This window comes from Acinetobacter sp. NIPH 817 (assembly GCF_000368405.1).
Lineage (GTDB): Bacteria > Pseudomonadota > Gammaproteobacteria > Pseudomonadales > Moraxellaceae > Acinetobacter.
In genome coordinates this window covers 2,997,201-3,023,950 of the sequence record NZ_KB849420.1, presented here as the reverse complement: position 1 = coordinate 3,023,950, position 26,750 = coordinate 2,997,201, and the positions used below count along the sequence as shown (strand labels likewise).

At 38.8% G+C, this 26,750-nt stretch carries 25 protein-coding genes, 1 rRNA gene and 1 pseudogene; 16 read left to right on the top strand and 11 right to left on the bottom strand.

From position 1 onward, the window contains the following. The first annotated feature begins 253 nt into the window (after window positions 1-253). The 3 genes from rrf (at window position 254) to cysK (ending at window position 2,333) form a co-directional block, all read left to right on the top strand. Window positions 254-368 (top strand): 5S ribosomal RNA (rrf, locus tag F968_RS17855). Window positions 369-514: 146 nt separating this feature from the next. Beyond that, on the top strand, window positions 515-1,057 hold the full coding sequence (locus F968_RS17850; RefSeq protein ID WP_004795254.1) for a GNAT family N-acetyltransferase: 543 nt from the start codon (window positions 515-517) through the stop codon (window positions 1,055-1,057). A 277-nt stretch (window positions 1,058-1,334) separates the two neighbouring features. Beyond that, complete coding sequence (cysK, locus tag F968_RS17845) at window positions 1,335-2,333, top strand: cysteine synthase A (RefSeq protein ID WP_004795253.1); 999 nt, start codon at window positions 1,335-1,337, stop codon at window positions 2,331-2,333. Between the two features lie 52 nt (window positions 2,334-2,385). Here cysK and F968_RS17840 read toward each other — a convergent pair whose 3' ends face one another. The 4 genes from F968_RS17840 to F968_RS17825 all read right to left on the bottom strand — a co-directional run bounded on the left by F968_RS17840 (window position 2,386) and on the right by F968_RS17825 (window position 4,573). Further along, window positions 2,386-2,994 carry a lytic transglycosylase domain-containing protein gene (locus F968_RS17840; RefSeq protein WP_081399581.1) on the bottom strand — a complete coding sequence of 203 codons (609 nt, stop codon included), beginning with the start codon at window positions 2,992-2,994 and terminating at the stop codon, window positions 2,386-2,388. 291 nt (window positions 2,995-3,285) lie between these two features. Further along, complete coding sequence (locus F968_RS17835) at window positions 3,286-3,498, bottom strand: DUF2798 domain-containing protein (protein WP_004795251.1); 213 nt, start codon at window positions 3,496-3,498, stop codon at window positions 3,286-3,288. Window positions 3,499-3,502: 4 nt separating this feature from the next. Further along, window positions 3,503-4,069 carry a flavodoxin family protein gene (locus F968_RS17830; protein ID WP_004795250.1) on the bottom strand — a complete coding sequence of 189 codons (567 nt, stop codon included), beginning with the start codon at window positions 4,067-4,069 and terminating at the stop codon, window positions 3,503-3,505. Window positions 4,070-4,087: 18 nt separating this feature from the next. Next, on the bottom strand, window positions 4,088-4,573 hold the full coding sequence (locus F968_RS17825) for a DUF2938 domain-containing protein (protein ID WP_004795248.1): 486 nt from the start codon (window positions 4,571-4,573) through the stop codon (window positions 4,088-4,090). A gap of 81 nt (window positions 4,574-4,654) precedes the next feature. On the opposite strand from F968_RS17825, the gene F968_RS17820 reads away from it, so the two are divergent. The 4 genes from F968_RS17820 (at window position 4,655) to F968_RS17805 (ending at window position 9,875) form a co-directional block, all read left to right on the top strand. Continuing rightward, window positions 4,655-5,059 (top strand): helix-turn-helix domain-containing protein, encoded by a 405-nt coding sequence (locus F968_RS17820; RefSeq protein ID WP_004795245.1) that lies wholly within the window; start codon window positions 4,655-4,657, stop codon window positions 5,057-5,059. A 147-nt stretch (window positions 5,060-5,206) separates the two neighbouring features. Then, a complete protein-coding gene (locus F968_RS17815) occupies window positions 5,207-6,466 on the top strand; it encodes an esterase-like activity of phytase family protein (RefSeq protein WP_004795243.1) in 1,260 nt (419 codons plus the stop codon). 212 nt (window positions 6,467-6,678) lie between these two features. Continuing rightward, complete coding sequence (locus F968_RS17810; RefSeq protein WP_004795242.1) at window positions 6,679-9,060, top strand: YgiQ family radical SAM protein; 2,382 nt, start codon at window positions 6,679-6,681, stop codon at window positions 9,058-9,060. Between the two features lie 314 nt (window positions 9,061-9,374). Continuing rightward, window positions 9,375-9,875 (top strand): DUF2726 domain-containing protein, encoded by a 501-nt coding sequence (locus tag F968_RS17805; protein ID WP_004795239.1) that lies wholly within the window; start codon window positions 9,375-9,377, stop codon window positions 9,873-9,875. A gap of 137 nt (window positions 9,876-10,012) precedes the next feature. Here the strand turns inward: F968_RS17805 and F968_RS17800 are convergent, their stop codons facing one another. Further along, a complete protein-coding gene (locus F968_RS17800; protein ID WP_004795237.1) occupies window positions 10,013-10,366 on the bottom strand; it encodes a RidA family protein in 354 nt (117 codons plus the stop codon). Between the two features lie 194 nt (window positions 10,367-10,560). Here F968_RS17800 and F968_RS20040 point away from each other — a divergent pair. Continuing rightward, a pseudogene (locus F968_RS20040) lies at window positions 10,561-10,677 on the top strand (hypothetical protein). Between the two features lie 4 nt (window positions 10,678-10,681). Here F968_RS20040 and dinB read toward each other — a convergent pair. From dinB to F968_RS17780, 4 genes are all read right to left on the bottom strand, one after another. After that, entirely contained in the window at window positions 10,682-11,737 is a 1,056-nt protein-coding gene (gene dinB, locus F968_RS17795) for a DNA polymerase IV (RefSeq protein ID WP_004795234.1), read from the bottom strand. A 1-nt stretch (window position 11,738) separates the two neighbouring features. After that, on the bottom strand, window positions 11,739-12,497 hold the full coding sequence (locus tag F968_RS17790; RefSeq protein WP_034596491.1) for a glycoside hydrolase family 25 protein: 759 nt from the start codon (window positions 12,495-12,497) through the stop codon (window positions 11,739-11,741). 77 nt (window positions 12,498-12,574) lie between these two features. Beyond that, window positions 12,575-13,966, bottom strand: a complete 1,392-nt coding sequence (gene mdtD, locus F968_RS17785) for a multidrug transporter subunit MdtD (RefSeq protein WP_004795230.1) — start codon at window positions 13,964-13,966, stop codon at window positions 12,575-12,577. Window positions 13,967-14,137: 171 nt separating this feature from the next. Beyond that, window positions 14,138-14,761, bottom strand: a complete 624-nt coding sequence (locus tag F968_RS17780; RefSeq protein WP_004795229.1) for an LOG family protein — start codon at window positions 14,759-14,761, stop codon at window positions 14,138-14,140. A 326-nt stretch (window positions 14,762-15,087) separates the two neighbouring features. Here F968_RS17780 and F968_RS17775 point away from each other — a divergent pair, with 326 nt between their 5' ends. From F968_RS17775 to F968_RS17750, 6 genes are all read left to right on the top strand, one after another. Then, window positions 15,088-16,680: a TerC family protein gene (locus F968_RS17775; protein WP_004795227.1), complete on the top strand. Its 1,593-nt coding sequence runs from the start codon at window positions 15,088-15,090 to the stop codon at window positions 16,678-16,680. 72 nt (window positions 16,681-16,752) lie between these two features. Further along, window positions 16,753-17,220 carry a YchJ family protein gene (locus tag F968_RS17770; protein ID WP_004795226.1) on the top strand — a complete coding sequence of 156 codons (468 nt, stop codon included), beginning with the start codon at window positions 16,753-16,755 and terminating at the stop codon, window positions 17,218-17,220. A 45-nt stretch (window positions 17,221-17,265) separates the two neighbouring features. Further along, a complete protein-coding gene (locus F968_RS17765) occupies window positions 17,266-17,910 on the top strand; it encodes a trimeric intracellular cation channel family protein (RefSeq protein ID WP_004795225.1) in 645 nt (214 codons plus the stop codon). Between the two features lie 79 nt (window positions 17,911-17,989). Continuing rightward, window positions 17,990-19,309: a niacin transporter NiaP gene (locus F968_RS17760; RefSeq protein WP_004795221.1), complete on the top strand. Its 1,320-nt coding sequence runs from the start codon at window positions 17,990-17,992 to the stop codon at window positions 19,307-19,309. Window positions 19,310-19,461: 152 nt separating this feature from the next. After that, the gene (parC, locus tag F968_RS17755) at window positions 19,462-21,681 is read left to right on the top strand and encodes a DNA topoisomerase IV subunit A (protein ID WP_004795218.1); all 2,220 of its coding nucleotides are present in this window, start codon (window positions 19,462-19,464) and stop codon (window positions 21,679-21,681) included. A gap of 296 nt (window positions 21,682-21,977) precedes the next feature. Beyond that, complete coding sequence (locus F968_RS17750; RefSeq protein ID WP_004795215.1) at window positions 21,978-23,657, top strand: long-chain-fatty-acid--CoA ligase; 1,680 nt, start codon at window positions 21,978-21,980, stop codon at window positions 23,655-23,657. A 40-nt stretch (window positions 23,658-23,697) separates the two neighbouring features. Here the strand turns inward: F968_RS17750 and F968_RS17745 are convergent, their stop codons facing one another. Then, window positions 23,698-24,087: a hypothetical protein gene (locus F968_RS17745; protein WP_004795213.1), complete on the bottom strand. Its 390-nt coding sequence runs from the start codon at window positions 24,085-24,087 to the stop codon at window positions 23,698-23,700. Window positions 24,088-24,193: 106 nt separating this feature from the next. Here F968_RS17745 and F968_RS17740 point away from each other — a divergent pair, with 106 nt between their 5' ends. Together F968_RS17740 and ppa are read left to right on the top strand one after the other, a co-directional pair. Further along, window positions 24,194-24,592 (top strand): MAPEG family protein, encoded by a 399-nt coding sequence (locus F968_RS17740; RefSeq protein ID WP_004795212.1) that lies wholly within the window; start codon window positions 24,194-24,196, stop codon window positions 24,590-24,592. A gap of 127 nt (window positions 24,593-24,719) precedes the next feature. After that, complete coding sequence (gene ppa / locus F968_RS17735) at window positions 24,720-25,244, top strand: inorganic diphosphatase (RefSeq protein WP_004795210.1); 525 nt, start codon at window positions 24,720-24,722, stop codon at window positions 25,242-25,244. Between the two features lie 108 nt (window positions 25,245-25,352). On the opposite strand, the gene F968_RS17730 is transcribed toward ppa, so the two are convergent. Beyond that, window positions 25,353-26,639: an OprD family outer membrane porin gene (locus F968_RS17730; protein WP_004795208.1), complete on the bottom strand. Its 1,287-nt coding sequence runs from the start codon at window positions 26,637-26,639 to the stop codon at window positions 25,353-25,355. Window positions 26,640-26,750 lie beyond the last annotated feature (111 nt).

The following is a 26,750-nucleotide window of genomic DNA, read 5'->3' as shown; positions in this document are numbered from 1 at the left end:
GTTGATAGGTTGGATGTGGAAGCATAGTGATATGTGAAGCTGACCAATACTAATTGCTCGTGAGGCTTGACTATACAACACCCAAGCAGTTGTATATAAAGCATCAATCGATTCATTAATATGCAAAGCAACTTGATTTAGTTATATGCTTAGCTAAAATGAACAAATAAAGTAAGATTCAATCAGCCCATCTGTAAAGATTTGGAAAACGCATCGGCATATTAAGACCAATGCAAGTATCCATACCAGTTGTGCTGGCGACCATAGCAAGAGTGAACCACCTGATCCCTTCCCGAACTCAGAAGTGAAACCTCTTAGCGCTGATGGTAGTGTGGGGTTTCCCATGTGAGAGTAAGTCATCGCCAGCTCATTATTCAAACACCCCGACCCCGAAAGAGGCCGGGGTGTTTCCTTATGGGAAATTAAATTGATTGAATTGTTTTTAACTAAAAAAAAATTCGTATTATTTCGATATTTGCTTATGATTTAAACAATTAAAATAGAGTTTCTGCCTATGCAGTTTAAAATCATCGCGGCTCATGATCTAGATAAGCAACAACGGCAACAAATTGCTGAGCTGTGTTTTGCTGCCTTTGATGAAGATCCTTGGAGTCAATATACCTTCATGCAAACCGCTGTGCATATAATAGGCATATTGGATGATAATATTGTGTCGCATGCTTTATGGACAGATCGAATTTTCACCTTAAAAGATGGTATCACTGTAAAAAATGCTTATATAGAATATGTGACTACTGATGTCAAAATGCGTGGAAAAGGACTCGCATCTAAATTATTAAAATATTTAACTGATGCTTTAACTACTTTAGGCTATGAACTTGCGGCATTACAGCCTGAAGATGAGACGTTCTATAAAAAATTAGATTGGATTTCGTGGTGGGGGGATTTATACATCAAGCAAGATACTTCCACTTATCTAACAGATGATTATCAAATTATGCTATTTCCGTTAAGCGCTCTGCTGAAAAAGCGACTAACTCATAATTTAGAGGATGATACTATTTGTGCCGATTGGAGAGAGGGTGAACTTTGGTAACTCGTTATATAAAATTTTGGAAGAACCTTAGCTTTAGTGTGTGATCAGAAGATTAGGGTAGTGTTAATAATGTAAGATATGGATGGTAAAATAAATTTATTTAACCTAATGATTTGATTTTTAAAATAATTTTAATTTTGTGTTTATTGAAAAGAAATCTATGACAAGAGATATTGTTCACTTGAGAATTCAGGCATTACTTAGCTTTTCTACTTTCCTGTTTATTATAGAAGCTTATAATGATTCAGAATCATTCCAAATCTAATAAGGATATAACATGTCTACTGATCAGCAATTTCCAACACCCAATAATTTAGGTATCGCAGTTTATCCAAATAATGCAGAAGCTATTGGTAATACTCCTTTAGTTCGCATTAATCGTTTGATTAAAACTGGTGCAACCGTATTAGCAAAAGTGGAAAGCCGTAATCCTGCATTTTCTGTGAAATGTCGTATCGGAGCGGCACTAATTGCCGATGCAGAAAAGCGTGGTGTGTTAAAAGAAGGCATGCATATTATTGAACCAACCAGTGGTAATACAGGGATTGCATTGGCTTTTGTTGCAGCTGCTAAGGGTTATTCAATTACTTTAACTATGCCTGCAAGCATGAGTCTTGAGCGTAGAAAAGTATTAAAAGCACTCGGTGCCAATTTAGTTTTAACTGAACCAGCGAAAGGGATGAAAGGTGCAGTTGATGAAGCCATACGATTAGCAGCTGAACAGCCAGATGTTTATTTCTTACCTCAGCAATTTGAAAATCCAGCGAATCCTCAAATTCATGTAGACACAACCGGTCCTGAAATTTGGCAAGCAACAGGTGGACAAGTTGATATTTTGGTTGCGGGTGTAGGTACTGGCGGCACAATTACTGGTATTTCTCGTTATTTCGAACAAGTTCAAAATAAACCTTTGTATTCTGTAGCCGTTGAACCTGCTGAGTCTCCAATTATTACTCAAACTAGAAATGGAGAGAACATTACACCTGCACCACATAAAATTCAGGGCATTGGTGCGAACTTTATTCCAAAGAATCTTGATTTGGATCTTGTGGATGAAGTCTTACCAGTGACTAGTGAAGAAGCAATTCAGTGGGCAAGAAACTGTGCAACCCAAGAAGGCATCTTAGTGGGGATTTCAAGTGGCGCAGCTTTGGCTGCGGCGGCAAAAATTGCAGAACGCCCTGAAAATGCTGGTAAAACTATTGTTGTTATTCTGCCAGATAGTGGGGAGCGTTATTTATCTTCTGTTCTGTTTGACGGTTTATTTGACGAATAAAATTAACTGTATAAAAAAGCCCATCTATTGATGGGCTTTTATTTAAACTTATTTATAAAGCACTTTTTAAAGCTTTTTGATGACGTTTAACAGATCGAGCATATTTTTTAGCTTTGTGCCGTGTCCAGAAGCTTCGCTCATATCCAGTTGGTCCCACATTATAATAAGCTGTTGCTTTGAACCAACTATCCGCTGACTGATAATAATGATTTAAAATATATGCGCCACATTGAATATTTGTAGATTCATCATACAAATTACCAGTACAAGTTTGTTGCCAATAGCTGGGAATAATTTGAGTTAAACCTACTGCACCCGTAGGCGAGAGGGCATTAGTATTGTAACTCGATTCTTGTCTTATGACCGCGGCAAGTAAAAGAGGCGGCACATTATATTTGTCAGCACTTTGAATAATTATTGAAGATAACCGATTCGCTGTGCTTTGTGGAACAGAATAAGCTTTTTGTAGACCAGACGAGAGCTTATTTGAACGCCATGAAAATGAACCACTATTCGGGCCTAAGCTTGTACACCCAGTCATTATTGTCATTAAAGCAATTACGAAAAATTTGAGACTCAAAATGTTTATTTGAGTCGGATTAAAATAATTGTTAGATAAAGATGAGGTAAGCAAAATACAAAACCGATAATCAAATTTCAAATGAAATCATGGTATTCAGCCATACTCAACGGATCAATATAAGTTCTGTTGCTCAGCACAAGCAAAGAGTGAGAATTTTGTATAATTAAAATGAAAAAACCCCGACATCCTGTCGAGGTTTTTTCGTATTCAGCTTATGTAGCTAACTCCTGTCAACTACCGCTTCCTGCGTTCTTATTCTTCTTCAATGAGACATCCTGTCTCTCTATGCTTCATATATTATGAAAAAATACTAAAGATGAATATCCGCAAATGACCGCAAGTTTTGTACGTTTTAACTTACAGATCAACTTACTTAAATACAATGTCGACAAGTTTCTGAGCTATAGGCGCACAAATCAATACACTTGGAAAAGCCAATATCCATGCAATAATCCAAGCCGATACCCACAATGAAAGGAAATGATGATTTAGCTCCACTACTTTAAAAGTTGAAATACCCGAAACTATAAAAGACATCATTCCAGATAAAATTAACAGAAATAAAAGCTTCTGTGCTTTCATGGCCTTATATTCCTTGATAAGCATTTAAGGTCAATGCAAAATTTTCTCCAAATTGTTGAGCAGTTTTAATATCTCCTTCATCAAATCTATCTGCATTACTGCCATGTTCAGCCTGAGCCATTAAGCCTGACCATGAGCCTAGACGATTGGCTGCTTGAGTATAAGGAATACCTTGGTGTTGCTCAGGCAAAATCGGGTTGCCGATCCATAACATGCCGTGTTGCATACAAAAGGTAAAAAGTGAAATTAGTGTCGATTGTTTATCACCTGCTGGAAGGGAAGACACGGTAAAGCCAGCCGCTAGTTTTCCTTTAAAGCTCTGCTTTTTCCATAATGGACCCGTTGCATCCATGAGTTGTTTTAACTTGGAAGATACACCCCCTAAATAAGTAGGAGATCCCCAAATTAAGCCGGCATATGGAATTAGGGTTTCTGGGTTTTCGACAAGATGTTCCGCACTGAGCAGATCTACTTTAATATCTTTATGATTCAAGATGCCAGTTTGAATTTGCTGAGCAATAAATTGGGTGTGGCCTTGGCGACTATAGTAAATAATGGCAACGGTTTTCATGAGCAGTTTCCTCTTTATTTAAAATTGAAATAATTTTGCAGTGAGATATAAGCCACAACCAAAAACACTATGGTTCATCAAACTTTTTAGGCAGTTCAAAAAAGGACGAGGGGTTTTTGATGAAGCAAAACCACTACCCATCGCAGGTTGCATAATAAAAAAAGGAATGAGAACGGTGACTACACCAAACAGAAGTGCTGAATAAAACTGAGGATGGCTATGCCAATCTGAGCCAACAATTAAAAGAAAGCTAAATGAAAAGATTAGCCCAACACTATAGTGAGCAATCCAACCTAATAAATATTCATCCTTAATTTGAGGGCTTTGGGCTATAGATTGATGGATGAGTTTCCCTTTAAATATCCAACCAACCCAGCGTCCGAGCAAGCCGAAGTTTAAGGTCGGAATTTTGAATATCTTTAATGTTAACAGCCAGATATCCATCATAATTGTTGCGCCAATGCCGAGACATAAAGCCTGAAAGAACAATGTGGAGAGATTCATTTTGAAACCTTGCTTTTATACGTCTGAAACGTGATAAATTTATTGTGCAAGTTAAAGTTCACTTGAAGTCAAGAGGTTGTTATGGATATTGGTGAAGTCGCTAAAAAGGCAAAAGTCACAACCGCTACACTACGTTTTTATGAAGAGAAAGGATTAATTAAATCGATAGGGCGGCAAGGTTTACGTCGGCAATATGGGAAACAAGTGCTTGATCAACTGGCACTCATTGCTTTAGGTCGTGCTGCAGGTTTTTCTTTAAATGAAATCGCAACAATGTTTGGACAAGATGGTAAACCAGAGCTCAATCGGCAAAAACTAAAAGATAAAGCTGAACAATTAGAGCAAATGGCTAAACGATTGCATTTTATCAGCCAAGGATTACAACATGCTGCGGTATGTCCTGCTGAAAATCATATGGAATGTCCAACTTTCCAGAACTTTTTGAAAGCAGCAATTGCTGGAGAATATCAGCCAACGAAACTTTAATTATTTTTGATGAGGTCATTTAGTTTGTGTTTGTATTGAACAGTTGAGTTTGTCATATTTTCGCCATAAAGATTTCATCTTTTTGAAGTAAAAACTTCATATAAGATTGATTAAATTTGCTTAATTTTTTACCAACTGTATAAAACTATGAGCAAAAAAACTTTAGTCGCATTATTATGCTGCGCCAGTTTAGGATTGACGGCATGTAATGATGATAATGATCAAGAACAAACTTCACCTACTGAAAAAGTTACCGAACCGACCTTAATTTCTTTTGCCAAGTTACCTGTAGAAACTTATGCAGCTGGTCCAGACTCTGGCGCATATGTGAAAGGTGCAAATGGAATTTATCCTCCATTTAAGGGTCAACCTGTACAAGGCTTTTCTGCTGCATTAAAAAATGAAGATGGCAGTTATATGGCAATGGCTGATAATGGTTTTGGGACTCAAGATAATTCAGCAGATTTTTTACTTCGTATTTATAAACTAAAGCCTGATTTCAAAACTAAAGTTAAAGGCACGGGGCAAGTGACTGTGCAAAGCTTTATCCAGCTGCGTGATCCGAACAAATTAATTCCATTTAATATCGTGAATGGTGATACAGCTGAGCGTTTATTAACAGGTGCAGATTTTGATCCAGAGTCTATGCAACGTACTAGTGATGGGACCTACTGGATTGGCGATGAATTTGGACCTTATTTACTTCATTTTTCAGCCGATGGTGTGTTATTAGATGCACCGATTGCTCTACCAAATCCGTTAAACCCGACTCAAGAATTACGTTCACCACAAAATCAGTTTAATAAAGCACAAATTAATTTTGTAGAACCTCTAGTTCAGCAAAGTGGTGGTTTTGAAGGAATGGCGATTTCACCAGATGGGCAGTATCTTTACCCTCTTATAGAAAAGCCAATTAAATCAATTCGGGAAACAGAAAGACAACTACTGATTTCTCAATTTGACCTGAAGAAAAAAGTGTATACAGGAAAATATTATTGGTTCCAGTTAGACAGCAAGGCAACCAATATTGGTGACTTCCAACTCTTTAATGATAAAGAAGGGATCATTATTGAACGTGATGCGACTCAGAATAATTTAGGCGGCTATAAAAAATTAATCCGTATTAAATTACATGAGTCCGGTCAGCTAGTAAGCCGTGAAGATTTGGTTGATTTAATTAAAATTGCTAACCCGAATTTATTGTATAGCACAGCAAGAGCAGGGGATATCGGTACGGGACAGGTTTTTGCTTTCCCATTTGAAACCATTGAAGATGTGATTATTGAAAATGGTACAACGCTTACCGTTTTCAATGATAATAACTTCCCTGGTTCGACAGGGCGTAACGCAAAACTGGCTGATGATAATGAGATTATTCAGATTCGTTTACCAAAAGCTTTGTTTTAAGCTCTATAAATAAAAATTAAAACTGCGGCGGATTTTATTCCGCCGTATTTATTCCAAGAATAAAATATTGAGTAAACTTTAATCAAATTAATTTCTATATTATTGTTTTCGCATGTTTTATAAACAGGGAAAATGAATGAAATTCATGTTAAAATGATCGGCTTTCATCTTTAGATGTCTCTCCTCCATCTGCTAGCCGAGATTCGCAAGCCATGTCTACTGCCTACACCATGCAGACTGCGCCAAAAGCGCTGTTTGATTACGACAAATATTGGGCGTCGTGTTTTGAACCCGCACCATTTTTGCCGATGTCACGAGAAGAAATGGACCAACTCGGCTGGGATGCATGTGACTTTATTTTAGTCTGTGGCGATGCCTATATTGACCATCCATCGTTTGTATCGGGTGTAATTGGGCGTGTGCTTGAAGCACAAGGTTTCCGTGTCGGAATTATTGCGCAGCCAGATTGGACCAATGTTGAAAGCTTCCGTGTTTTAGGTAAGCCAACAATTGCTTGGGGTGTGACCGCAGGTAATATGGATTCGATGATTAACCGTTATACGGCAGATCGTAAAATCCGTTCTGATGATGCTTATTCTCCAAATAATGAACCAAATAAACGTCCTGACCGCGCAGCAACAGTTTATTGCCAACGTTGTCGTGAAGCTTTTCCAGACGTACCTGTGTTATTAGGCGGTATTGAAGGTAGTTTACGTCGTATTGCGCATTACGATTATTGGTCAGATAAAGTCCGTCGTTCGATTTTGATGGACTCAAAAGCTGATTTGCTCATGTATGGTAATGGTGAGCGTGCCATTATTGATGTGATGCACCGTTTGGCTAAAGGTGAAAAAATCCACGAGATTACAGATGTTCGTGGTACAGCATTTATTATTAATAAACATAACAAAGCATCAAAAGCAAAATTTGTTGAGGTTGCGAGTAATGATGTAGATACGATTGGGCGTGTTGATCCAATTATTAACCCATATGTCATGACTGAAGATATTGATGGCTGTGAAGTTGAAAAAGAAAAAGGCAACTCATTAGCTCAGTATCAAGATTTCCAGAAAGAGATTGTTGCAAATCCGATTGTGCGTGAAGGCGACAAACTAGATGATGACACTCAAATCGTTCAATTAAAGCCGGCACCGTCAAAAGCAATTAAACACAAGTTACCTCCACGCGAGTTAGCGGTAATTCGTTTACCTTCTTTTGAAGAAGTGTCAAATGATCACGTACTTTACGCACATGCAAACCGTATTTTGCATCTTGAAACTAATCCGGGTAATGCCCGTGCTTTGGTTCAACGCCATGGTGAACGTGATGTCTGGATTAATCCACCACCAATTCCTCTAACGACTGAGGAAATGGACTATGTGTTTGATCTTCCGTATGCACGTTTGCCACATCCTACTTATGGCGACGCTCGTTTCCCTGCATTTGATATGATCAAATTCTCGGTCAACATTATGCGTGGCTGTTTTGGTGGCTGTACATTCTGTTCGATTACAGAACATGAAGGTCGTATTATTCAAAACCGTTCGGAAGATTCGATCTTACGTGAGATTGAAAAAATCCGTGATACAGCACCAAACTTCACAGGTATTATTTCAGACTTAGGTGGCCCAACAGCAAACATGTATCGTTTGCATTGTAAGGACCCAGAAATTGAGAAGAACTGTCGTAAACCTTCTTGTGTATATCCGGGTGTTTGTCAAAACTTGCATACCGATCATGCGCCATTAGTACAGCTTTACCGTAAAGCACGTGCTATTAAAGGTGTGAAGAAGATTCTGATTGGTTCAGGTTTACGTTATGACCTTGCTGTACTCAACCCTGAATATGTGAAAGAACTAGTACAACACCACGTGGGTGGTTATTTAAAAATTGCTCCTGAACATACCGAGCAAGGCCCGTTATCTAAGATGATGAAGCCAGGTATTGGTACGTATGATCGTTTCAAACAAATGTTTGATCGTTTCAGTAAAGAAGCAGGAAAAGAGCAATATTTAATTCCTTACTTTATTGCAGCACATCCGGGTACTTCAGATTATGACATGATGCACCTTGCAATTTGGTTGAAAAAGAATGGTTTCCGTGCTGATCAGGTACAGACGTTCTATCCATCGCCAATGGCAACTGCAACAACCATGTATTATTCGGGTAAAAACCCGCTTGCTAAAGTAGCTCGTTATACTGAAAAAGTTGATATTGTAAAAGGTGAGAAACGCCGTCGTCTGCATAAAGCATTCTTACGTTACCATGATCCAAACAACTGGCCATTGCTTCGTGAAGCTTTAAAAGAAATGGGCCGTGCAGATTTAATTGGTAATTCAAAGCAGCATTTAATTCCAACCTATCAGCCACAAGGCACTGCTGAAGGTGAATATAAGTCGGCACGTAAGAAGAACTCTTCTGTAGCGGGTGATTCAGCAAAACGTGGTCAGGGGCAATCTCGTTCAGCAGCAGGGCAAAAACGTCCACAAAAAGGACAGGTTCTAACCCAACACACTGGTTTACCTCCTCGTGAAACAGGGGAGAAAAGACCATTTGGTGGAAAAAGTAAACCTAAAAGCAAGGTTCGTGGATAGTGATAAAACAGGCTCCTAAACAGAGCCTGTTTTGTTTTTAAAGTGTCTATTTAAATCGTATAGTGAGATTTTTGAAGATTAAAAGTACAAAAAACGTAACGAATAATGATAAATAGCAAAAATCTGACGAGCTGCACTTGATTGTTGTAGATTCTATGATTATAAATAATGTGAGGGTGGCTAAATTTAAGCCAAGCTTGATAACTACAAGTGAAATTACTAAGTGAACCTTTTAAAAAACGGCTGTGTCGTTATCAATTAAAACAAAGTGTGATCTAGCAAAATCATTATAAAAAACCTAAAGGATTGGACCCATGTACTATTTAATCACGATCTTATTATTATTTCTGGCTGTTGTAATGGCAGTGAAAAGTCTTTCGCGAAGGCATCAACATGATAGTGCCTTGAAGCGCCGTGCAGTTCTAACCAGTCATGAGCAAATGACATTAACCAGATTACAAACAGTTTTGCCTAAATTTACCGTATTGGCACATGTATCGTTTGATGCATTATTAACTACAAAATATGCGCATACACGTCGAAAATATCAAAATATGGCGGCTGATTTTGTTGTACTTGATCAAAATTATCAGGTTGTTGTAGTGGTTGTTCTTGGAGAAAGCGGTTTACGCCGAGCACATCAACAGTATGAACGTCGTCTATTACAACTGGCTGGTTATCGTGTACTGCATTACAGTGAGGTGCCTGATTATCACGATCTAAGAAGAGATTTATTGACTCCAGAAACAGAGATGGCAATTTTACATGCAACGCCGCAACTAGAAAGAATGTCAAATGCGTTTGTGAAGTCTTAAAATTAGAGATTATAGCAATTGATTAGAGAACGCATTAAATAAGATCTGAATAACATGCTGACATTAAAAATGTTAAAAAATTGAGCAATATAACTAGGAATATTGCTCAATTTAGTGTCATTTTATATTTACAAAAACTATGGAAGTACTGCAACTACCGTCATTTCTACAAGCACGTCTGGTGCATAAAGTTTGGATTCTACACAAGTACGTGCTGGTGGATGTCCTTCACTAATCCATGCATCCCAAACAGCATTCATTGCTGCATAATCTTTGTCGATATCTTTTAGAAAAATCATAACAGAAAGAATATGGGTTTTATCTGTTCCAGCTTCTGCCAATAGACGGTCAATATTATCTAAAGTTTGTTGAGTCTGTGCTGTAACATCGACGCTTGTATCATCTGCGAGTTGGCCAGCTAAATGTACCAAATTACCTGAAATCGCAACTTCGCAGTAGCGTGAGGTTACATGTAAACGCTTTACCGTCATAAAAATGCTCTAGAGTGGCTTTATTTAATAGTGTTGATTTTATGAAGAGTTACTGGGTTGGTGCAAGCAAGTAGAAAGGAATTTCAGTAGATTATTGTGATGAAGGGATATCTAAGCCATGTATCAGAAAGAGCCCTGTAATATTCGGATTTGGTCGTCACGCCAATCACAGGACGATATGCCGAAAGTAAAGGTTGCTTTGGCATGTTGCAAATACATGGGTAATGAAGATGCGTTGATTAGGTTACTCTAAAGTTTCAGTAAAAGGGAGTCTATTTTGTTTAAAAGTTGCTCTTTTGAGTGAAAATTAATCAACTACCATAGGTTAAGCTGGAAGTCATCCGCTTGGGTTTGTAATTGATAAACTCCTATACCAATTAAGCGAAACTGAAAATGTTCAGGAATCTGCATTTCATTTAATAATAAAAATAAAACTTGGATTAAGTCCTGCAGTGACTGGATCGGTCTTTTAAAGCTTTTACTATGTTGTAAAGTCTGAAAATTCTTGAGTTTAAGCTTAATATTCACACCACGTGCATTGAGTTGTTTTTTCTCTAAGCTTTGCCAGACTTTCTCGGCTAGTCCTTGCCAATAGGGCTGACATTGAACCAAAGTAAAGTCACTATCGAAAGTGGTCTCTTTCGAAATTTGTTGACGCGCTCTTTCAGCCTGAACAGGTCTATGGTCAATTCCTTGAGCATATAGATAAAGTTGTTGTCCATATTTACCAAAGTGGTGAACTAAAACAGCCTCTTCAATTTTCTGTAAATCACCCAAAGTATGTAATTGAAGCTGCTGTAATTTTTCTTGAGTGACTTTGCCGACGCCAGGAATCTTTTTAAGTGGCAAGTCTTGAATAAAACTAGCAACCTGCGAAGGTTTGATTACACATAAACCATTAGGTTTGTTCCAGTCCGAAGCAATTTTTGCCAAAAATTTATTAGGGGCTACACCTGCTGATGCAGTCAGTCCAGTTAACCTAAAAATATCTTCTCGAATATGCATCGCAACCTCGGTTGCACTCGCAATCTGTTTTAGGTTTTCAGTGACATCTAAATAGGCTTCATCGAGCGATAAAGGTTCAATAAGCAGAGTATATTGCTGAAAAATAGAGTGAATTTGAGCAGAGACTGTGCGGTATTTTTCAAAATTTGGCTCAATAATAACGACTTGAGGGCATAGTTTTCTTGCCTGAGTCATCGACATGGCTGAACGTAAACCAAATTCGCGGGCAGGATAAGATGCAGCAGCAATCACAGCTCGCGGATGATGAGATGAAATAACCACATGGAGATGCTTTAGATCAGGACGCTCTCGCAATTCGACTGATGCATAAAAGGCATCCATATCGATATGAATGATTTTGCGCATATTATTGTGCTTTCACGATGCCTTGCTGCTGTAAGAATTGGTGCCATTCTTTGACTGAACCCTCATAAACATTTAAGTCTACGGGCTTTATTATCCCTTCAATTTTACCCTGATTACTATGCTGCCAAAAGAGCCATTTTCTCTTGTCTTTAAGTTCGGGTTTTCCTTCATAATCACGAACCCAAAGTGGTGTATTGGGAAAACTACCGATTAACACAATGTGATAAAAAGTTTTAGAAATATAAAAGATAGGCTGTTTGCCATAATGCTGTTTTAGACGATCATGCATGATGCCTATTTCTTTAAGTAACTGTTCTTTGGTATGTGAATTAATACAGTTACCGTCATATTCCAGATCAATAACGGGTGGAAGTGCATCTAATTTTTTAGGTACAGTCGCAATAAAGTTATCTGCTTGAGTTTTACCATCACGACATAGACGATAAAAGTGATAAGCCCCTACATGAAGCCCATGTTCACGAGCTTTTAACCAGTTTTCTTGAAATTTTGAATCTTTGTAATCACCACCTTCGGTTGCTTTTAAATAGACAAATTGGAACTTTTCCGGCGATATTTTTTTCCAGTCAATATCACCTTGATGGTGAGAGACATCGAATCCTTGAACTGGATAATCTTGTGCAACGGCTTTTTGCTGATAGAACAGACCAAAATAAGCCAGAACTCCCATAACACATCCCAAGCCAATTCCGATAAAGGTATTGTACCGTGCTGTGAAAAAGGTTTTAGCCAGTTTGGTCATGCAAAACTCATTAAAGATTTGAAGCCGACATCATAACGTGATTCAAGAGGGAGAAACCACGCTAAAAATGCAACGGTTTATACGGGGGTATTTTTTGGAATTTGCCAGAAAATAAGCGCTGTAATTACATTGATACAGCCGAGGCAAATTAAAGTGACATGGAATGCAGTGGTCACATGGTCAGCTCCATAATAATCAGTAAAGATATTAATGAGTGTGCCAGCGAGTGCCACGCCAATACTCATTGATAGCATCATGATCATTGACAAGAAACTATTACCGCTACTTGCATCTTGTTGAGGCAGATCTTTTAAGGTCAATGTGTTCATACCCACAAATTGCAGTGAGTTTAATGTGCCAAATAAGAAAAAGTGTAAGGCTCTAAACCAAGTTGGAGTGTCAATTGTCATAATCGCGAAAGAGGCGATACATAGCCCGACCAGCGTTGTATTAATGAGTAAAAAACGTCGGTAGCCAATCTTTTGAATAATCGGTCTGACAATTGGCTTTGAAAATAATGAACCCAAGACTAATGGAATCATCATTAAACCTGCTATGAAAGGTTCAAAGCCAAAAGCCACCTGTAGCATGAGCGGTAAAACAAAAGGTAAAGCATTACCACCAAAGCGGGCAAAGAAATTACCTAAAATACCAATCGCATAAATTTTGTTTCTAAAAAGTCGGCTACGGAACAACGCATTTTGATGAGTATGAGAGTGATAGGCATACCAAAGCGTTGCGATTATGCCGACGATTAATAGCGAAATACTGAACCATTTGGAATATTCAGGTGAGGCTAAATGTTCGATACCCAAAGACCATCCAATCATGGCTACCACTAATAAGATGAAGCCGCCTAAATCAAATGTTTTGACTGAAGGTTCTTTTAAATTAGGCATGACTTTTAATGTCATTAAGATGCCTAAGATACCCATGGGAATATTAATCAGGAAAATCCAGTGCCAAGTTGCAACTTCAACTAACCAGCCACCTAAAGTTGGACCAGCCAACGGCCCGAGTAAACCTGCAAGACTCATTAAGCTCATTGCAGCTAAAAACTGAGTTCGGGGAATAATCTTTAAAAGTGATAGTCGGCCAACAGGAAGTAGTAAGGCTCCCCCTACGCCTTGGATGACTCGGAAAAATAAGAGTTCATTTAGGCTCTGAGAAAGACCACAACCTAAAGAGGCTAAAGTAAAAATAACGATTGCCGATAAGAAAATATTTCTAACACCAAAGCGATCTGCTAACCATCCACTTAAAGGAATGCAGGCGGCTACTGATAAAACATAGGCCACCACTACACTATGCATGCGTAGAGGGTCTTCATTTAAATGGTGAGCCATTGCAGGAATAGCTGTATTTACAATTGTTGTGTCCAAAGCCTGCATAAAAAAGCCAATGGAAACCAAAAGTACGAGTAAGCGATATTCAGGTTGCAAGGCTTGGTGAGTCGGCGTGGCATTCATAACATTTGAAAGTTAACGTTTTGGTCTAGTGTAAAACAAATTGAAAGTAAAAAAAGTAAGACAATGTTGATTACCCCTTTAATAAATCTAAGTGCTTTTGAAGATAGCGGTGAAAATAGTTAAAACAAAAAAAGCGGCAGAACCGCTTTTTTATGGAGAGTAGGTGGGTAACTAAACAACAAATCTTTTCGGCATTTTTAAATTCTTAATGACGTTATAAATCTGAGCGACATCATCACATACAATTAATTTAGCTCGGTGCTGAAGGGGAAGAAAGCCTTCTTGAACCGCATGGTCTAGTTGGGCAATCAATGCATTATAAAAACCATTTACGTTATACAAAATCATGGGTTTTTGATGTTGATTAAGTTGGCCCCAAGTGGCTATTTCCAATATTTCTTCGAATGTTCCTAAACCGCCGGGTAATGCAATAAATGCACTTGCACGCTCTGCCATCATGGCTTTGCGCTCGTGCATGGTTTCTACGATATGTAATTCGGTTAAGCCAGCATGGGCTACTTCATAATCGAGCATAAATTCAGGAATGACACCGACAGCTTCTCCGCCGTTTGCGAGAACGCTTTCAGCAACTTGTCCCATTAAACCAATGCTGGCACCACCATAGACTAAACCGAAACCTTGGTCAGCAATTCCATGAGCGAGTTCAATCGCCTTTTCTCGGTAGATCGGGTTATTTCCTGCACGTGAACCACAATATAATGCAATAAGAGGTTGTTTTGTTTTTACAGCTGTTATTGGTGAATCATTTACTGCCATTGTTAATACGCTATTCATTGTTTTATTTTCACCTTATCACGTTCATATTTCTTGTCTACACTAAGCAAAAGATATGACAACTTTATAAGCAGATTTATAGTAAAGACTCATGTTTTGTATGGGTTTGGTGAATGCCTGTCATGAACAAATAAAAATGATGAATTTATGTTAAATCTTGCCTATACTAAAAATTCGTTTAACAACATATGAACAAATATGGGTAGTGGTTGTAGTCGCTCCGTTTTAATTTCTTGTCTTAAAAAAACATTTTCCCTCCTTTGTATGGGCATGCCTGCTGTGTTGCCAAATAAAGATAAAATCCAATTAGCACAGGAGCAGGATCGATGATCTTTGAATGGATGTCTGATCCATCTGCTTGGGTGGGTTTAGCAACATTAATCGTTCTTGAAATTGTATTGGGGATCGATAACCTCGTTTTCATCGCTATTTTGGCCGAAAAACTGCCACCAGAGCAGCGTGGTAAGGCTCGAAAACTGGGATTAGTATTGGCTTTAGGCATGCGTATGCTTTTGTTGGCTGCCATTGCTTGGGTCGTAACGCTTACTCATCCACTCTTTCATATTTTTGATCATCCATTTTCTGGTCGTGATTTGATCTTGTTGTTCGGTGGTGTGTTCTTGCTCTTTAAAGGCACCATGGAATTACATGAGCGCATGGAAGGCAAACAACTGCAAAAAGAAGATAATCCGGTTCATGCTGCGTTCTGGATGGTCATTGTCCAGATTGTTGTGCTTGATGCCGTGTTCTCGTTAGATAGTGTGATTACCGCCGTTGGTATGGTTAAAGACAAAAGTGTCATGATGCTGGCAATGATTGTTGCTGTCGGAATCATGTTGTGGGCATCTAAACCGCTCATGGACTTTGTGAATAAGCATCCAACAGTCGTTATTCTGTGTCTTGGTTTCTTGATGATGATTGGTTTCTCTTTGGTCGTGGAAGGTTTTGGTTTCCATATTCCGAAGGGCTACTTATATGCTGCAATTGGCTTCTCAATTTTGGTGGAAATTATCAACCAAAGCATGCGTCGCAATCAGGAAAAGATGGTTACGACCACCGATTTACGTTATCGCACTGCCTCAGCCGTGTTACGTATGTTAGGAAGTAAGAGCAGTGGTTCTAGCTCAGATACGCAATCTTCTGATAAAGAAGACGTATTGGCTACACAAGCTTTTGCAGATGAAGTTTTTGACGAAGAAAATGGCGCTTATCATAGTGTGCTTGTGCAAGGTGTTCTTGGTTTATCAGAGCGACCTGTAAAGTCTGTTATGACTCCACGACCTGAACTTGAGTGGATTAATTTAGACGACGAACCAGACGTTTTAAAAGAACGTTTAATGTCAATGACACACTCTCGTTTGATTGTTGCACGTGGTGAGCTTGATAATATTGAAGGTATTGCACTTACTCATAAAGTTCTAAATGGCTTTATCGAAACAGGTGTGGTCGATTTCCAAAAGCATTTACGCGAACCTGTCATTGTGCATGAAAATGCTCAAGTACTTATGGTGATGGAGCAATTACGTCAAGCACCGTTACAAATGGCAATCGTTTTAAATGAATACGGTTCAATTGAAGGTATTGCAACGCCAATTGATATTTTAGAAGCCATTGCGGGTGAATTCCCTGATGAAGATGAGCTAGATGCAGCCGCTGAGAGCTTGGCAGATGGTTCATTAATACTTGAAGGTTCAACGGACATTCGCCACGTATCGCTTTTATTAGGCCGTGATTTGGTCGATGAGAGTGAACAGTATTCAACTTTGTCAGGTTACTTGTTATTCCATTTAGGTCGCTTACCAGAAAATGGTGAAGCTGTTGAAGCAGATGGTTATCGCTTTGAAGTAATTACGATGGAAGGTCATAAAATCGAGAAAGTTCATATTGTTTCTATCGAACAAGATGAATCAAAAGATTAAATGACATTTTAAGTCTAGAAACATCATAAAATAGCTCAACTCTGAGCTATTTTTTTATTTGAGAAACACAGAATGACTCAACACACTTGCCCATGTGGAAAAGGCAGCTATGCAGAATGTTGTGAGCCTTTACATTTAGGCACAGCAAAAGCCCTGACGGCAGAGCAGCTGATGCGTTCGCGCTATAGTGCTTTTGCATTACAGCAAATTGATTATATTGTGAAAACAACCGCTTTAGGTCAGCAAAATGCACTTGATAAAGATGCCATTGCAGACTGGAGTAAACAAAATCAATGGTTGGGTTTAGACGTCGTTAACGTTAAAGAAAAACTCGATAAAACCCATGCACAAGTTGAATTCAAGGCACATTATCATGATGGACAAAAAGCTCAGGTTCACCATGAGGTTTCACATTTTGTATATCATCAACAACAATGGTTTTTTCTTGATCCCACTGTAGATATGCAGGTCACGATGAAACAGCCTTGCATATGTGGCTCTGGAAAAAAATTTAAACAATGCTGTGCACAATTCCTATAACTTTATCTTAAAATACGCGCACTGTTTGGCCTGAGGGAAAGGGCAATGTTACTCACCGTTATTTATATTATTGCGATTACTGCCGAAGCCATGACAGGCGCATTGTCTGCTGGGCGACGGAGTATGGACTGGTTCGGTGTCGTACTGATTGCCTGTGTGACTGCTTTAGGTGGTGGGTCGGTACGTGATGTATTACTTGGCCACTATCCTTTAACTTGGGTAAAACATCCTGAATATCTTGTTCTGACTTGTTGTGCTGCTTTTGTCACAATCATTATTGCCAAATGGATGCGTCACTTACATAACATCTTTTTGGTGCTCGATGCTTTAGGTCTAATTGGATTTACCATTATTGGTTGTCAGATTGCCTTACAAATGGGGCATGGTTTTGTCGTATCGGCTGTAGCAGGGGTGTTAACTGGGGTTTCTGGCGGTATTTTACGTGACATTTTATGTAACGATGTTCCATTCGTTTTCCGTCGCGAACTTTATGCGAGTATTTCTTTTGTAGCGGTCATTTGCTATTGGGTATGCTTAGATTTGGGATTCAGTTTAGAGTTAACTGTTATTTCAACCTTAATTTTCGGTTTTACTCTGCGTCTGATTGCGATCTATTTCGGCTTAGAAATGCCTAAGTTTATTTATAAAGATGACGATGCAGAATCAGCTTCATCAACCGATGAACATTAATCATGCAGAATACGATGTGAGCATGCTATAACAATTAAATATTGTATTGCTCATTTATTCTTTCCAGTAGAGTTTTCTTATGGATCTGGTTTCACGTATACAAAATCTTCCAATTGGCAAATTCCACTACACATTATTGTGGGTGGTTGGGTTAGGTTGGATGTTTGATGCGATGGACACCGGTATCATTGCTTTTATCATGACAACGCTTGTTAAAGACTGGGCATTAACACCAGCCGAAAGCGGTTGGATTGTCAGTATTGGCTTTGTAGGAATGGCGATTGGAGCAGTTTGCTCGGGAGCTTTAGCCGATCGTTTTGGTCGAAAGACAATATTTGCCACAACCATGGCAATTTATAGTATTGCGACTGCCTTATGTGCATTTGCTCCAGATTTGAAATGGTTATTGATTTTCCGTTTTGTTGTTGGTCTTGGACTTGGCGGGCAGCTACCAGTTGCAGTGACATTGGTGAGTGAGTATATACCCTCACATGTACGTGGTCGTTTTATTGTATTACTTGAAAGTTTTTGGGGTTTAGGCTGGTTAGTTGCGGCGTTAATTTCTTATTTTATTATTCCTAAATTTGGCTGGCATATCGCATTTCTGATGGGCGGCCTCCCTCTGATTTATATTCTAGTGATTTGGAAAAAACTCCCCGAGTCCATACCGTACCTGATTAACCGTGGCCGCATCGAAGAAGCGCATGCTTTAGTACAAAAACTAGAAGCTCAGGCGGGTGTCCAAATCGTTCATCACATTGAAGTTGTGCCTGTCGCCATACAACAAAAGGTCTCTTTTAAACAACTTTGGAGTGGCCCTTTTGCACGCCGTAGTTTAATGCTCTGGCTGATCTGGTTTGGAATTGTGTATTCCTATTACGGGATCTTTACTTGGTTACCAAGTTTATTGGTGAAACAGGGCTATGACATTGTTAAATCTTTTGAATATGTTTTGCTGATGATTTTGGCGCAACTACCGGGCTACTTGGCAGCGGCATGGTTTGTAGAACGATTGGGTAGAAAAATTACTCTCGCTTCATTTATCGGGTTTTGTGCACTGTCTGCATATTTCTTTGGACAAGCCGACAGCGTAAATAGCATTATGTTTTGGGGCTGCCTCATGTCTTTCTTCAATTTAGGGGCATGGGGAGTGCTATATACCTATACGCCAGAACAATATCCAGCCAATATTCGGGCTTTTGGTTCGGGCTGGGCATCGGCAATGGGGCGTTTAGGCGGAATTTTGGCGCCGATTGTGGTTACCCATATGATGGTTGCAAAGCATGGGTTTAGCCATGTTTTTATGATGTTTACTGTTGTTTTACTTTTGGTCGCAGCTGTAATTTTAATATTAGGTGAAGAAACCCAAGGGAAAAGACTAGAGTCGATAGGCTTGTAATTTTGCCTAACTTTATAGCAAGTAACTAAAAATATAGAGAGATGAGACATAATTTGACGCTCAGGTGACAGACTCCCTCTTGTGTCTGTAACATAGCCCACTTAGCATAAGACTCATTTAAAATAACGACTGATTTGGAAGATAAGCTGACTATGACCAGCCTTGCGCATCAAGCGACAGAAAACCGCTCTGTAGCCGAATTTACTGAACAGGCTTACTTGAATTATGCCATGTACGTCATTATGGACCGTGCATTGCCGCATATCAGTGATGGCTTAAAGCCTGTACAGCGCCGTATTGTCTATGCCATGAGCGAGCTAGGCTTAAAAAATAGCGGCAAGCCAAAAAAATCAGCGCGTACAGTAGGTGATGTACTTGGTAAATACCATCCTCATGGTGACTCGGCATGTTATGAAGCGATGGTATTGATGGCTCAGCCATTTAGTTATCGTTATCCTTTAATTGAAGGACAAGGTAACTGGGGGGCACCAGATGATCCTAAGTCATTTGCTGCGATGCGTTATACCGAAGCAAAGCTTTCTGCTTACAGTGAGTTGTTGTTAAATGAGTTAGGTCAGGGCACAACTGACTGGCAAGATAACTTTGATGGTTCCTTAAAAGAACCTATTACGTTGCCAGCGCGTATTCCTAATATTCTACTCAACGGCACAACTGGTATTGCGGTTGGTATGGCAACCGATATTCCGCCACATAATTTACGTGAAGTGATTAAAGGAACGATTGCATTAATTCGTAACCCGCAAACTTCAGATGAAAAATTGGCTGAATATATTCCAGGGCCAGATTTACCAACAAAAGCTGAAATTATTACTCCGCCAGAAGAATTACTCAAAATTCAGACCACTGGGCGTGGCAGTTACCGCATGCGAGCGGTTTATACCATCGAAAAAAATGAAATCGTGATTACTGAACTGCCTTATCAAGTATCGGGCTCTAAGGTGATTACTCAAATTGCCGACCAAATGCAGGCCAAAAAGCTGCCATTAGTCGTTGATATTCGTGACGAGTCGGATCATGCAAACCCAACACGATTAGTGATTGTACTTCGCTCTAATCGCATTGATGCAGAAGCGGTAATGAGCCACTTATTTGCAACCACCGATTTAGAGTCGAGCTACCGTGTTAATTTAAACATGATTGGTGAGGATGGACGTCCTCAAGTTAAATCGATTCGTCGTATCTTGCTTGAATGGATTGAGATCCGTAAAAAAACGGTAACTCGCCGTTTAGAATATCATTTAAACCGAATTGAAAAACGTCTGCATATTTTGGCAGGTCTTTTAATTGCTTATCTTGATATTGATACAGTGATTCGTATTATCCGTGAAGAAGATCAGCCTAAACCTGTATTGATGGAACATTTCAATATTGATGAGATACAGGCAGAAGCAATTTTAGAACTCAAGTTGCGTCATTTAGCAAAACTTGAAGAGATGGAAATCCGTCATGAACAAGATGAGCTTGCTGCAAAAGCTGCCATTATTCGTGAGCAATTAGAAAATCCAGAATCTTTAAAAAATCTGATTATTGGTGAATTAAAAGAAGACGCGAAAAAGTTTGGTGACGAACGCCGTTCTCCAATCGTGGTGCGTGCTGAAGCTGTTCAGATTAAAGAACAGGATTTAATGCCAGCTGAAGCGGTAACGGTGGTTTTATCTGAAGCTGGATGGATTCGTGCTGCAAAAGGTGCGGATGTTGATGCAGAGAATTTAAACTATCGTGCGGGCGACCAATATTTAAGTCACGCTGTGGGTAAAACCAATCAACGGATCTATTTCCTTGATGAGACAGGGCGTAGTTATGCCTTACCTATTAGTAGTTTGCCATCAGCAAGAGGTTTGGGCGAACCATTAAGTTCTAAACTTGCTCCTGCAAGTGGCGTGTCGTTTATTCAGGTTTATCTAGAAGACGAAGAGTCTGAACTTATCGCGGCGAGTACCTCTGGTTATGGGTTTAAAACTCAAACCAAACAGTTAGATACCAATGCCAAGGCAGGTAAGACATTCTTGTCTGTTCCTGAAGAATCAAAAGCTTTACCATTGATATCTGCTCAAAATATGACGCACTTAGCAGTGCTCAGCTCAGCAGGTCGACTCTTGATTATTGATTTGGCAGAACTACCAAATCTAAATAAGGGTAAAGGTAATAAGTTGATACAACTTGATGCGAAAGAGCAAATTTTATCCATGACAACCCTGAACTTAGATGAAATAATTCAGGTGGTTGCAGGTCAGCAACATCTAAAATTAAAAGGTGATGATCTACAAAAATATATGGGTAAACGAGCTTCAAAAGGTCAGCTCTTACCACGTGGATATCAAAAAGCAAATAAACTGTTGATTCAGAGATAAAGCTAGCGTCTGGCAACATAAATACGCTATATATGGCAACATGTTCAAGCAATGAACTGAACTTGTTGGTATTGAATAACGATTAAAAGGACAGCAATTTGGAGTACGTAATTTGTACTCCATGCAAAAAATTTGGCAGGGTTAAATTGTCAAAACTTCTGTCTCATAATCTTGTTCGAAGTGTCATGAATGTGCCAATAAGTTTTAAATATGTTCTGGCACCAAGAAGCTAAAGAATAGCTGGGGCATTGAATAACAGTTATTACTAAGGATTACGAATCGGAGATAATGGCATTATGGAAAAAATTTGGTTTGCAGAATACCAAAAAACAGGGATTCCAGAAACAGTAGCATTGCCTGCGGAAAATACCTCACTTGTTGATATTTTTGAGAGTAATTTCCAAAAATTTGGTTCTCGCGATGCCTTTATCTTTATGGATAAAGCGATGTCATTTAATGAGTTAGAACTTGCAAGCCGTAAGTTCGCGACCTATTTGCAAAATTTGGGGTTAGCAAAAGGAACTCGTGTGGCAGTGATGATGCCGAATGTATTGCAGTATCCTGTAGTTGCATTAGCTGTGTTACGTGCAGGTTTAGTGTTAGTAAACGTTAACCCACTTTATACTGCGCGTGAACTTGAGCATCAATTAAATGACTCAGGTGCAGAAGTACTTGTAATTATCGAAAACTTTGCCAGTGTTTACCAAAGCATTTTGGGTAAAACTCCAGTGAAGCATGTTGTAGTTGCATCAGTAGGAGACATGCTCGGTACACTCAAAGGTACTCTGGTGAATTTTGTATTACGTAAAGTACGTAAACAAATTCCAGCTTGGAATATTCCAGGGCACGTTAAATTTAACTCAGCATTAAATAAAGAAAATGCGAGTAATTATAAGCGTCCGACTTTAACTTTAAGTGATACTGCTGTACTTCAATACACTGGTGGTACAACAGGCGTTTCAAAAGGTGCAGAGCTTACTCATCGTAATCTTGTAGCAAACTTACTTCAGTGTGATGGTATTTTCCAAAGTAAATTTGGAGCAAATGATGGCGCTAAAGGCGACCGTATTGTTTGTGCATTACCGCTTTATCATATTTTTGCGTTCATGGTTTGCGCGATGTACGGTATGTATAAAGGTCAGGCAAATATCTTGATTCCGAACCCTCGTGATTTACCAGCTGTTATTAACGAATTACGTAAATATCAACCATCATTCTTCCCAGCTGTAAACACATTGTTTAATGCTTTAGTAAACAATGAAGAATTCAAACAACTTGACCATAGCAATTTAAAAATGGCGATGGGCGGTGGTATGGCCGTTTTACCTTCTACAGCAGAAGCGTGGAAAAAAATTACTGGTACAACCATTATTGAAGGTTATGGCTTGTCAGAAACTTCACCGGTAGCAACTGCAAACCCACCTGCTTCTACTGAATTTAGCGGCACTATTGGTATTCCGTTACCTTTAACTGAAGTTGCTATTTTAGATGATGACGGTAAAGAAGTTGCTCTAGGTGAGCAAGGCGAAATCTCGATTCGCGGTCCTCAAGTGATGAAGGGCTACTGGAATCGTCCTGATGAGACAGCTAAAGTGATGACAGCAGATGGTTTCTTCCGTACTGGTGACATCGGCGTAATGGATAGCCGTGGATATACAAAAATTGTAGACCGTAAAAAGGATATGATTTTGGTTTCTGGCTTTAACGTTTACCCAAGTGAAATCGAAGAAGTTATTGCTAAACATCCAAAAGTATTGGAAGTTGCAGCCATTGGTGTCCCAGATGAAAAATCAGGTGAAGTGCCAAAACTCTTTATTGTGAAAAAAGATCAAAGCTTAACGACTGAAGAAGTTTTGAGCTTCGCTAAAGAAAACTTAACAGGTTATAAACGCCCTCGTTATGTTGAGTTTATGGATGAATTACCAAAATCAAATGTAGGCAAAATTTTACGTAAAGACTTACGTAAACCGGCCTAATCAACTAATAAAAAAGCGCCTTAGGGCGCTTTTTTTATTTTTAGATTTTATGACTTTTTATAAACCAGCGGTCTATATAAGGACGTCCAATTCCGACCATCCCAACAAAAACAAGCATTGTGCCGAGTTGTAAGCGTAGATGAGTTAAATCGAGCTGACCATAACTTAAATAATTATCTGCTAAGCAATATATCGTAATCACAATGAGCCAATGCCACAAAGTAAGTCGTTTAATACCGACTGCAATAAAGGTAATTGTTAAAATAACAAAGGTGCCAAGTGTCGATTGCCAATTCAAATTTGCACAAATCACACTAAGTAAAAAAGCCATAATAGGGAGTACGATCTTTAATATGCGATCTATCTGAAGTTGATTCTGTTTTTGCTTATCCAAGACTTCAAACAATTCTTTTTGATCAGGTTGTTGCATACATGGCCCTATTAATCAGTGATGACAAGTGATTGCATAAAATTTCAGGTAAAAACGCAATGTTATGATAGCATGATCAACAGTATTTTCAGTGATGGATGGCACTATGCAGGGCATCAGCGGCATTATCTATATTATTTTAGTGGCATGTTTGCTGCCATACGCATTTACCGTAATTGCAAAGTTTACAGGTGGTTTTCAGCCTGCCGATAATCAAAACCCGAGAGCTTTTTTTGCCAAAACAACTGGTTTGGCTGCTCGTGCAAATGCCGTACAACAAAATAGTTTTGAAAGCTTACCTTTATTCTTAACGGCTATTTTAATGGCTGAATATATGGTCGTTCCAGAATATTTTATTCTGAGATTAGGTTGGGCATATATTATTTTAAGAGTTATTTATGGGATCTGTTATTTAAGTAACTGGGCAACTTTACGTTCGATTGTCTGGTTCTTATCTATATTGTGCCCAATCTTCTTATTAGTGGTCACGATTAAACTGACTTGAGTGTCATTCTGTCATCATTCATATCAACTTTCGCGTGTGCGCATTGTATAATCGGCATCATTTTGATGATATCCACGCTATAATCGAGTGGATTTTACATCTGACTTCATAACGAAAGAGTATTGATATGAGTTACAGCAATATCCCAGCAGGTAAAGATGCCCCAAATGACATCTATGTCATCATTGAAATTCCTGCAAATGCAGCACCAATTAAATATGAAATCGACAAAGATTCTGATGCATTGTTTGTAGACCGTTTCATGGGTACAGCAATGTTCTATCCAGCGAACTATGGTTATGTTCCAAATACTTTGTCTGAAGATGGTGACCCGTTAGACGTACTTGTTGTAACTCCACATCCTGTTGCTGCTGGTTCAGTCATTCGTTGCCGTCCAGTGGGCAAATTAAAAATGGAAGATGATGGTGGTATCGATGCGAAATTAATCGCTGTTCCACACGAGAAATTGTCTCCATTGTATAAAGACGTTAAGGAATATACAGATCTTCCTCCGTTATTAATTAGCCAAATTGAGCATTTCTTCAGTCACTATAAAGATTTAGAACCAGGTAAGTGGGTAAAAATCAGTGGTTGGGAAGGTGCTGACGTTGCTAAAGCTGAAGTATTAAAAGCAATTGAAGCTGCTAAATAAGCTTTAATTGATAGGGCTCAGAATGCCTCAATTGATATTCTGAGCTTAATAAAAAAACCTACATCTGTTGCCAGACGTAGGTTTTTTTATACTTGATAAATTTGTGAATTAGAATAATTTCACAGGAATATCAAGGAAGATACGCCATTCATTGGTGTCACCAATGTAAGCACCTTGATATGAATCGCTTGCACGATAGTAAGAGTTACGAATACGAAGGCTTGCATCTTTAGCAAAACCGCTTTGAACAGTGTATTTCACTTGGTTAAAGAACTCACGTTCTTGAGCACTGTCAGTTACATTTTTAACTTTGATGTCCCAACCATATACAAATGCAGTTGTCCAGTTTAGACCAGGTAATACGCCTAACTTACCAAAATCAACGTTGTACTGAATTTGTGCAGATTTTTCATCATTACCGATGAAGTCAGACATGTAAGAGTTCGGTAAATAGATACTTTGGAAACCATCAGCATTTTGGCCATAGTCATAACCAACATTACCACTGTTTTGTTGGTATGCTAACATCACACTATGTGGACCAGTTGCATAAGTTCCTGAAATTGCCCAAATATTGTTTTTACGGTTAGACTTGTCATCAGTAGTTTCTGAATATGTAATAGCATTTTCATCAAACTTAGTATGATAACCACTGAAATCATAAGTTAATGAACTATCATTAGCCAATGGCTGTTTAAAGTTCACATTTACATAATGACGTTCAAGTTTATTTTTACTGTCTAAACCATAGTAAGATGCGTTTAAATTGTCATCAAATTTGTACTTAGCACCCCAAACAATAGCACGATCAAGACCGTTGCCATATACATCAGCATCGGTATTGATTTGATCAGACATTTGGTCTTTAGTAAATTTACCAGCAACCAATTCAAGGTTCTTGATTTCATGGCTGGTTAATAAAGTACCTGTAAAGTATTCAGGAACCATACGTCCAGTATTACTTGCAAGAACAGGTAAATCGAGTACTTGAGTACCGTAACGTACTGTTGTATTCGAGAATCGTGCTTTAACGCTACCGCCACCACGAGCCCAGTGATCGTAAGCCGAACCGTCATTATGTTTAGGAATCATTTGGTTTCCGGCATTTTTATTTTCACCGATCTTAAATGAACCGTCGCCAACAACGCCAACACCGAAGCCAACAATACCAGGGGTAAAGCCTGAATCGATACTTACAATTGCTGACTGAGCAAATGAGCTAGTATCTTTCGCGCCCTGTTTTTTGTCACGGCTGATGTAACCTGTACGGAAGAGAATAGAACCGTTCGCATCTTCAACAAATCCTTTTGCCTCGCTTTGCTCGCTTGCCTGAGCTGAGGAAATTATTGCCGCAGAAATGAGAACTGCTAATGTAAGTTTTTGTGCATTTAGCATATTTAAAGAACCTCATAAAAACGATAAATCCTGTGCCTTGTTATTGTTCAGGGCCTAGGATTTCAATCAATTGTATAAGTAATCTATAAAAAAGATATATTTTTGTTGATT

What these genes read in the sequence shown, in the direction of transcription:
- F968_RS17850 (WP_004795254.1), top strand. Translation starts at nt 515, where the DNA reads ATGCAGTTTAAAATCATCGCGGCTCATGATCTAGATAAGCAACAACGG.
- cysK (WP_004795253.1), top strand. Translation starts at nt 1,335, where the DNA reads ATGTCTACTGATCAGCAATTTCCAACACCCAATAATTTAGGTATCGCA.
- F968_RS17835 (WP_004795251.1), bottom strand. Translation starts at nt 3,498, where the DNA reads ATGAAAGCACAGAAGCTTTTATTTCTGTTAATTTTATCTGGAATGATG.
- F968_RS17830 (WP_004795250.1), bottom strand. Translation starts at nt 4,069, where the DNA reads ATGAAAACCGTTGCCATTATTTACTATAGTCGCCAAGGCCACACCCAA.
- F968_RS17825 (WP_004795248.1), bottom strand. Translation starts at nt 4,573, where the DNA reads ATGAATCTCTCCACATTGTTCTTTCAGGCTTTATGTCTCGGCATTGGC.
- F968_RS17820 (WP_004795245.1), top strand. Translation starts at nt 4,655, where the DNA reads ATGGATATTGGTGAAGTCGCTAAAAAGGCAAAAGTCACAACCGCTACA.
- F968_RS17815 (WP_004795243.1), top strand. Translation starts at nt 5,207, where the DNA reads ATGAGCAAAAAAACTTTAGTCGCATTATTATGCTGCGCCAGTTTAGGA.
- F968_RS17810 (WP_004795242.1), top strand. Translation starts at nt 6,679, where the DNA reads ATGTCTACTGCCTACACCATGCAGACTGCGCCAAAAGCGCTGTTTGAT.
- F968_RS17805 (WP_004795239.1), top strand. Translation starts at nt 9,375, where the DNA reads ATGTACTATTTAATCACGATCTTATTATTATTTCTGGCTGTTGTAATG.
- F968_RS17800 (WP_004795237.1), bottom strand. Translation starts at nt 10,366, where the DNA reads ATGACGGTAAAGCGTTTACATGTAACCTCACGCTACTGCGAAGTTGCG.
- dinB (WP_004795234.1), bottom strand. Translation starts at nt 11,737, where the DNA reads ATGCGCAAAATCATTCATATCGATATGGATGCCTTTTATGCATCAGTC.
- F968_RS17790 (WP_034596491.1), bottom strand. Translation starts at nt 12,497, where the DNA reads ATGACCAAACTGGCTAAAACCTTTTTCACAGCACGGTACAATACCTTT.
- mdtD (WP_004795230.1), bottom strand. Translation starts at nt 13,966, where the DNA reads ATGAATGCCACGCCGACTCACCAAGCCTTGCAACCTGAATATCGCTTA.
- F968_RS17780 (WP_004795229.1), bottom strand. Translation starts at nt 14,761, where the DNA reads ATGAATAGCGTATTAACAATGGCAGTAAATGATTCACCAATAACAGCT.
- F968_RS17775 (WP_004795227.1), top strand. Translation starts at nt 15,088, where the DNA reads ATGATCTTTGAATGGATGTCTGATCCATCTGCTTGGGTGGGTTTAGCA.
- F968_RS17770 (WP_004795226.1), top strand. Translation starts at nt 16,753, where the DNA reads ATGACTCAACACACTTGCCCATGTGGAAAAGGCAGCTATGCAGAATGT.
- F968_RS17765 (WP_004795225.1), top strand. Translation starts at nt 17,266, where the DNA reads ATGTTACTCACCGTTATTTATATTATTGCGATTACTGCCGAAGCCATG.
- F968_RS17760 (WP_004795221.1), top strand. Translation starts at nt 17,990, where the DNA reads ATGGATCTGGTTTCACGTATACAAAATCTTCCAATTGGCAAATTCCAC.
- parC (WP_004795218.1), top strand. Translation starts at nt 19,462, where the DNA reads ATGACCAGCCTTGCGCATCAAGCGACAGAAAACCGCTCTGTAGCCGAA.
- F968_RS17750 (WP_004795215.1), top strand. Translation starts at nt 21,978, where the DNA reads ATGGAAAAAATTTGGTTTGCAGAATACCAAAAAACAGGGATTCCAGAA.
- F968_RS17745 (WP_004795213.1), bottom strand. Translation starts at nt 24,087, where the DNA reads ATGCAACAACCTGATCAAAAAGAATTGTTTGAAGTCTTGGATAAGCAA.
- F968_RS17740 (WP_004795212.1), top strand. Translation starts at nt 24,194, where the DNA reads ATGCAGGGCATCAGCGGCATTATCTATATTATTTTAGTGGCATGTTTG.
- ppa (WP_004795210.1), top strand. Translation starts at nt 24,720, where the DNA reads ATGAGTTACAGCAATATCCCAGCAGGTAAAGATGCCCCAAATGACATC.
- F968_RS17730 (WP_004795208.1), bottom strand. Translation starts at nt 26,639, where the DNA reads ATGCTAAATGCACAAAAACTTACATTAGCAGTTCTCATTTCTGCGGCA.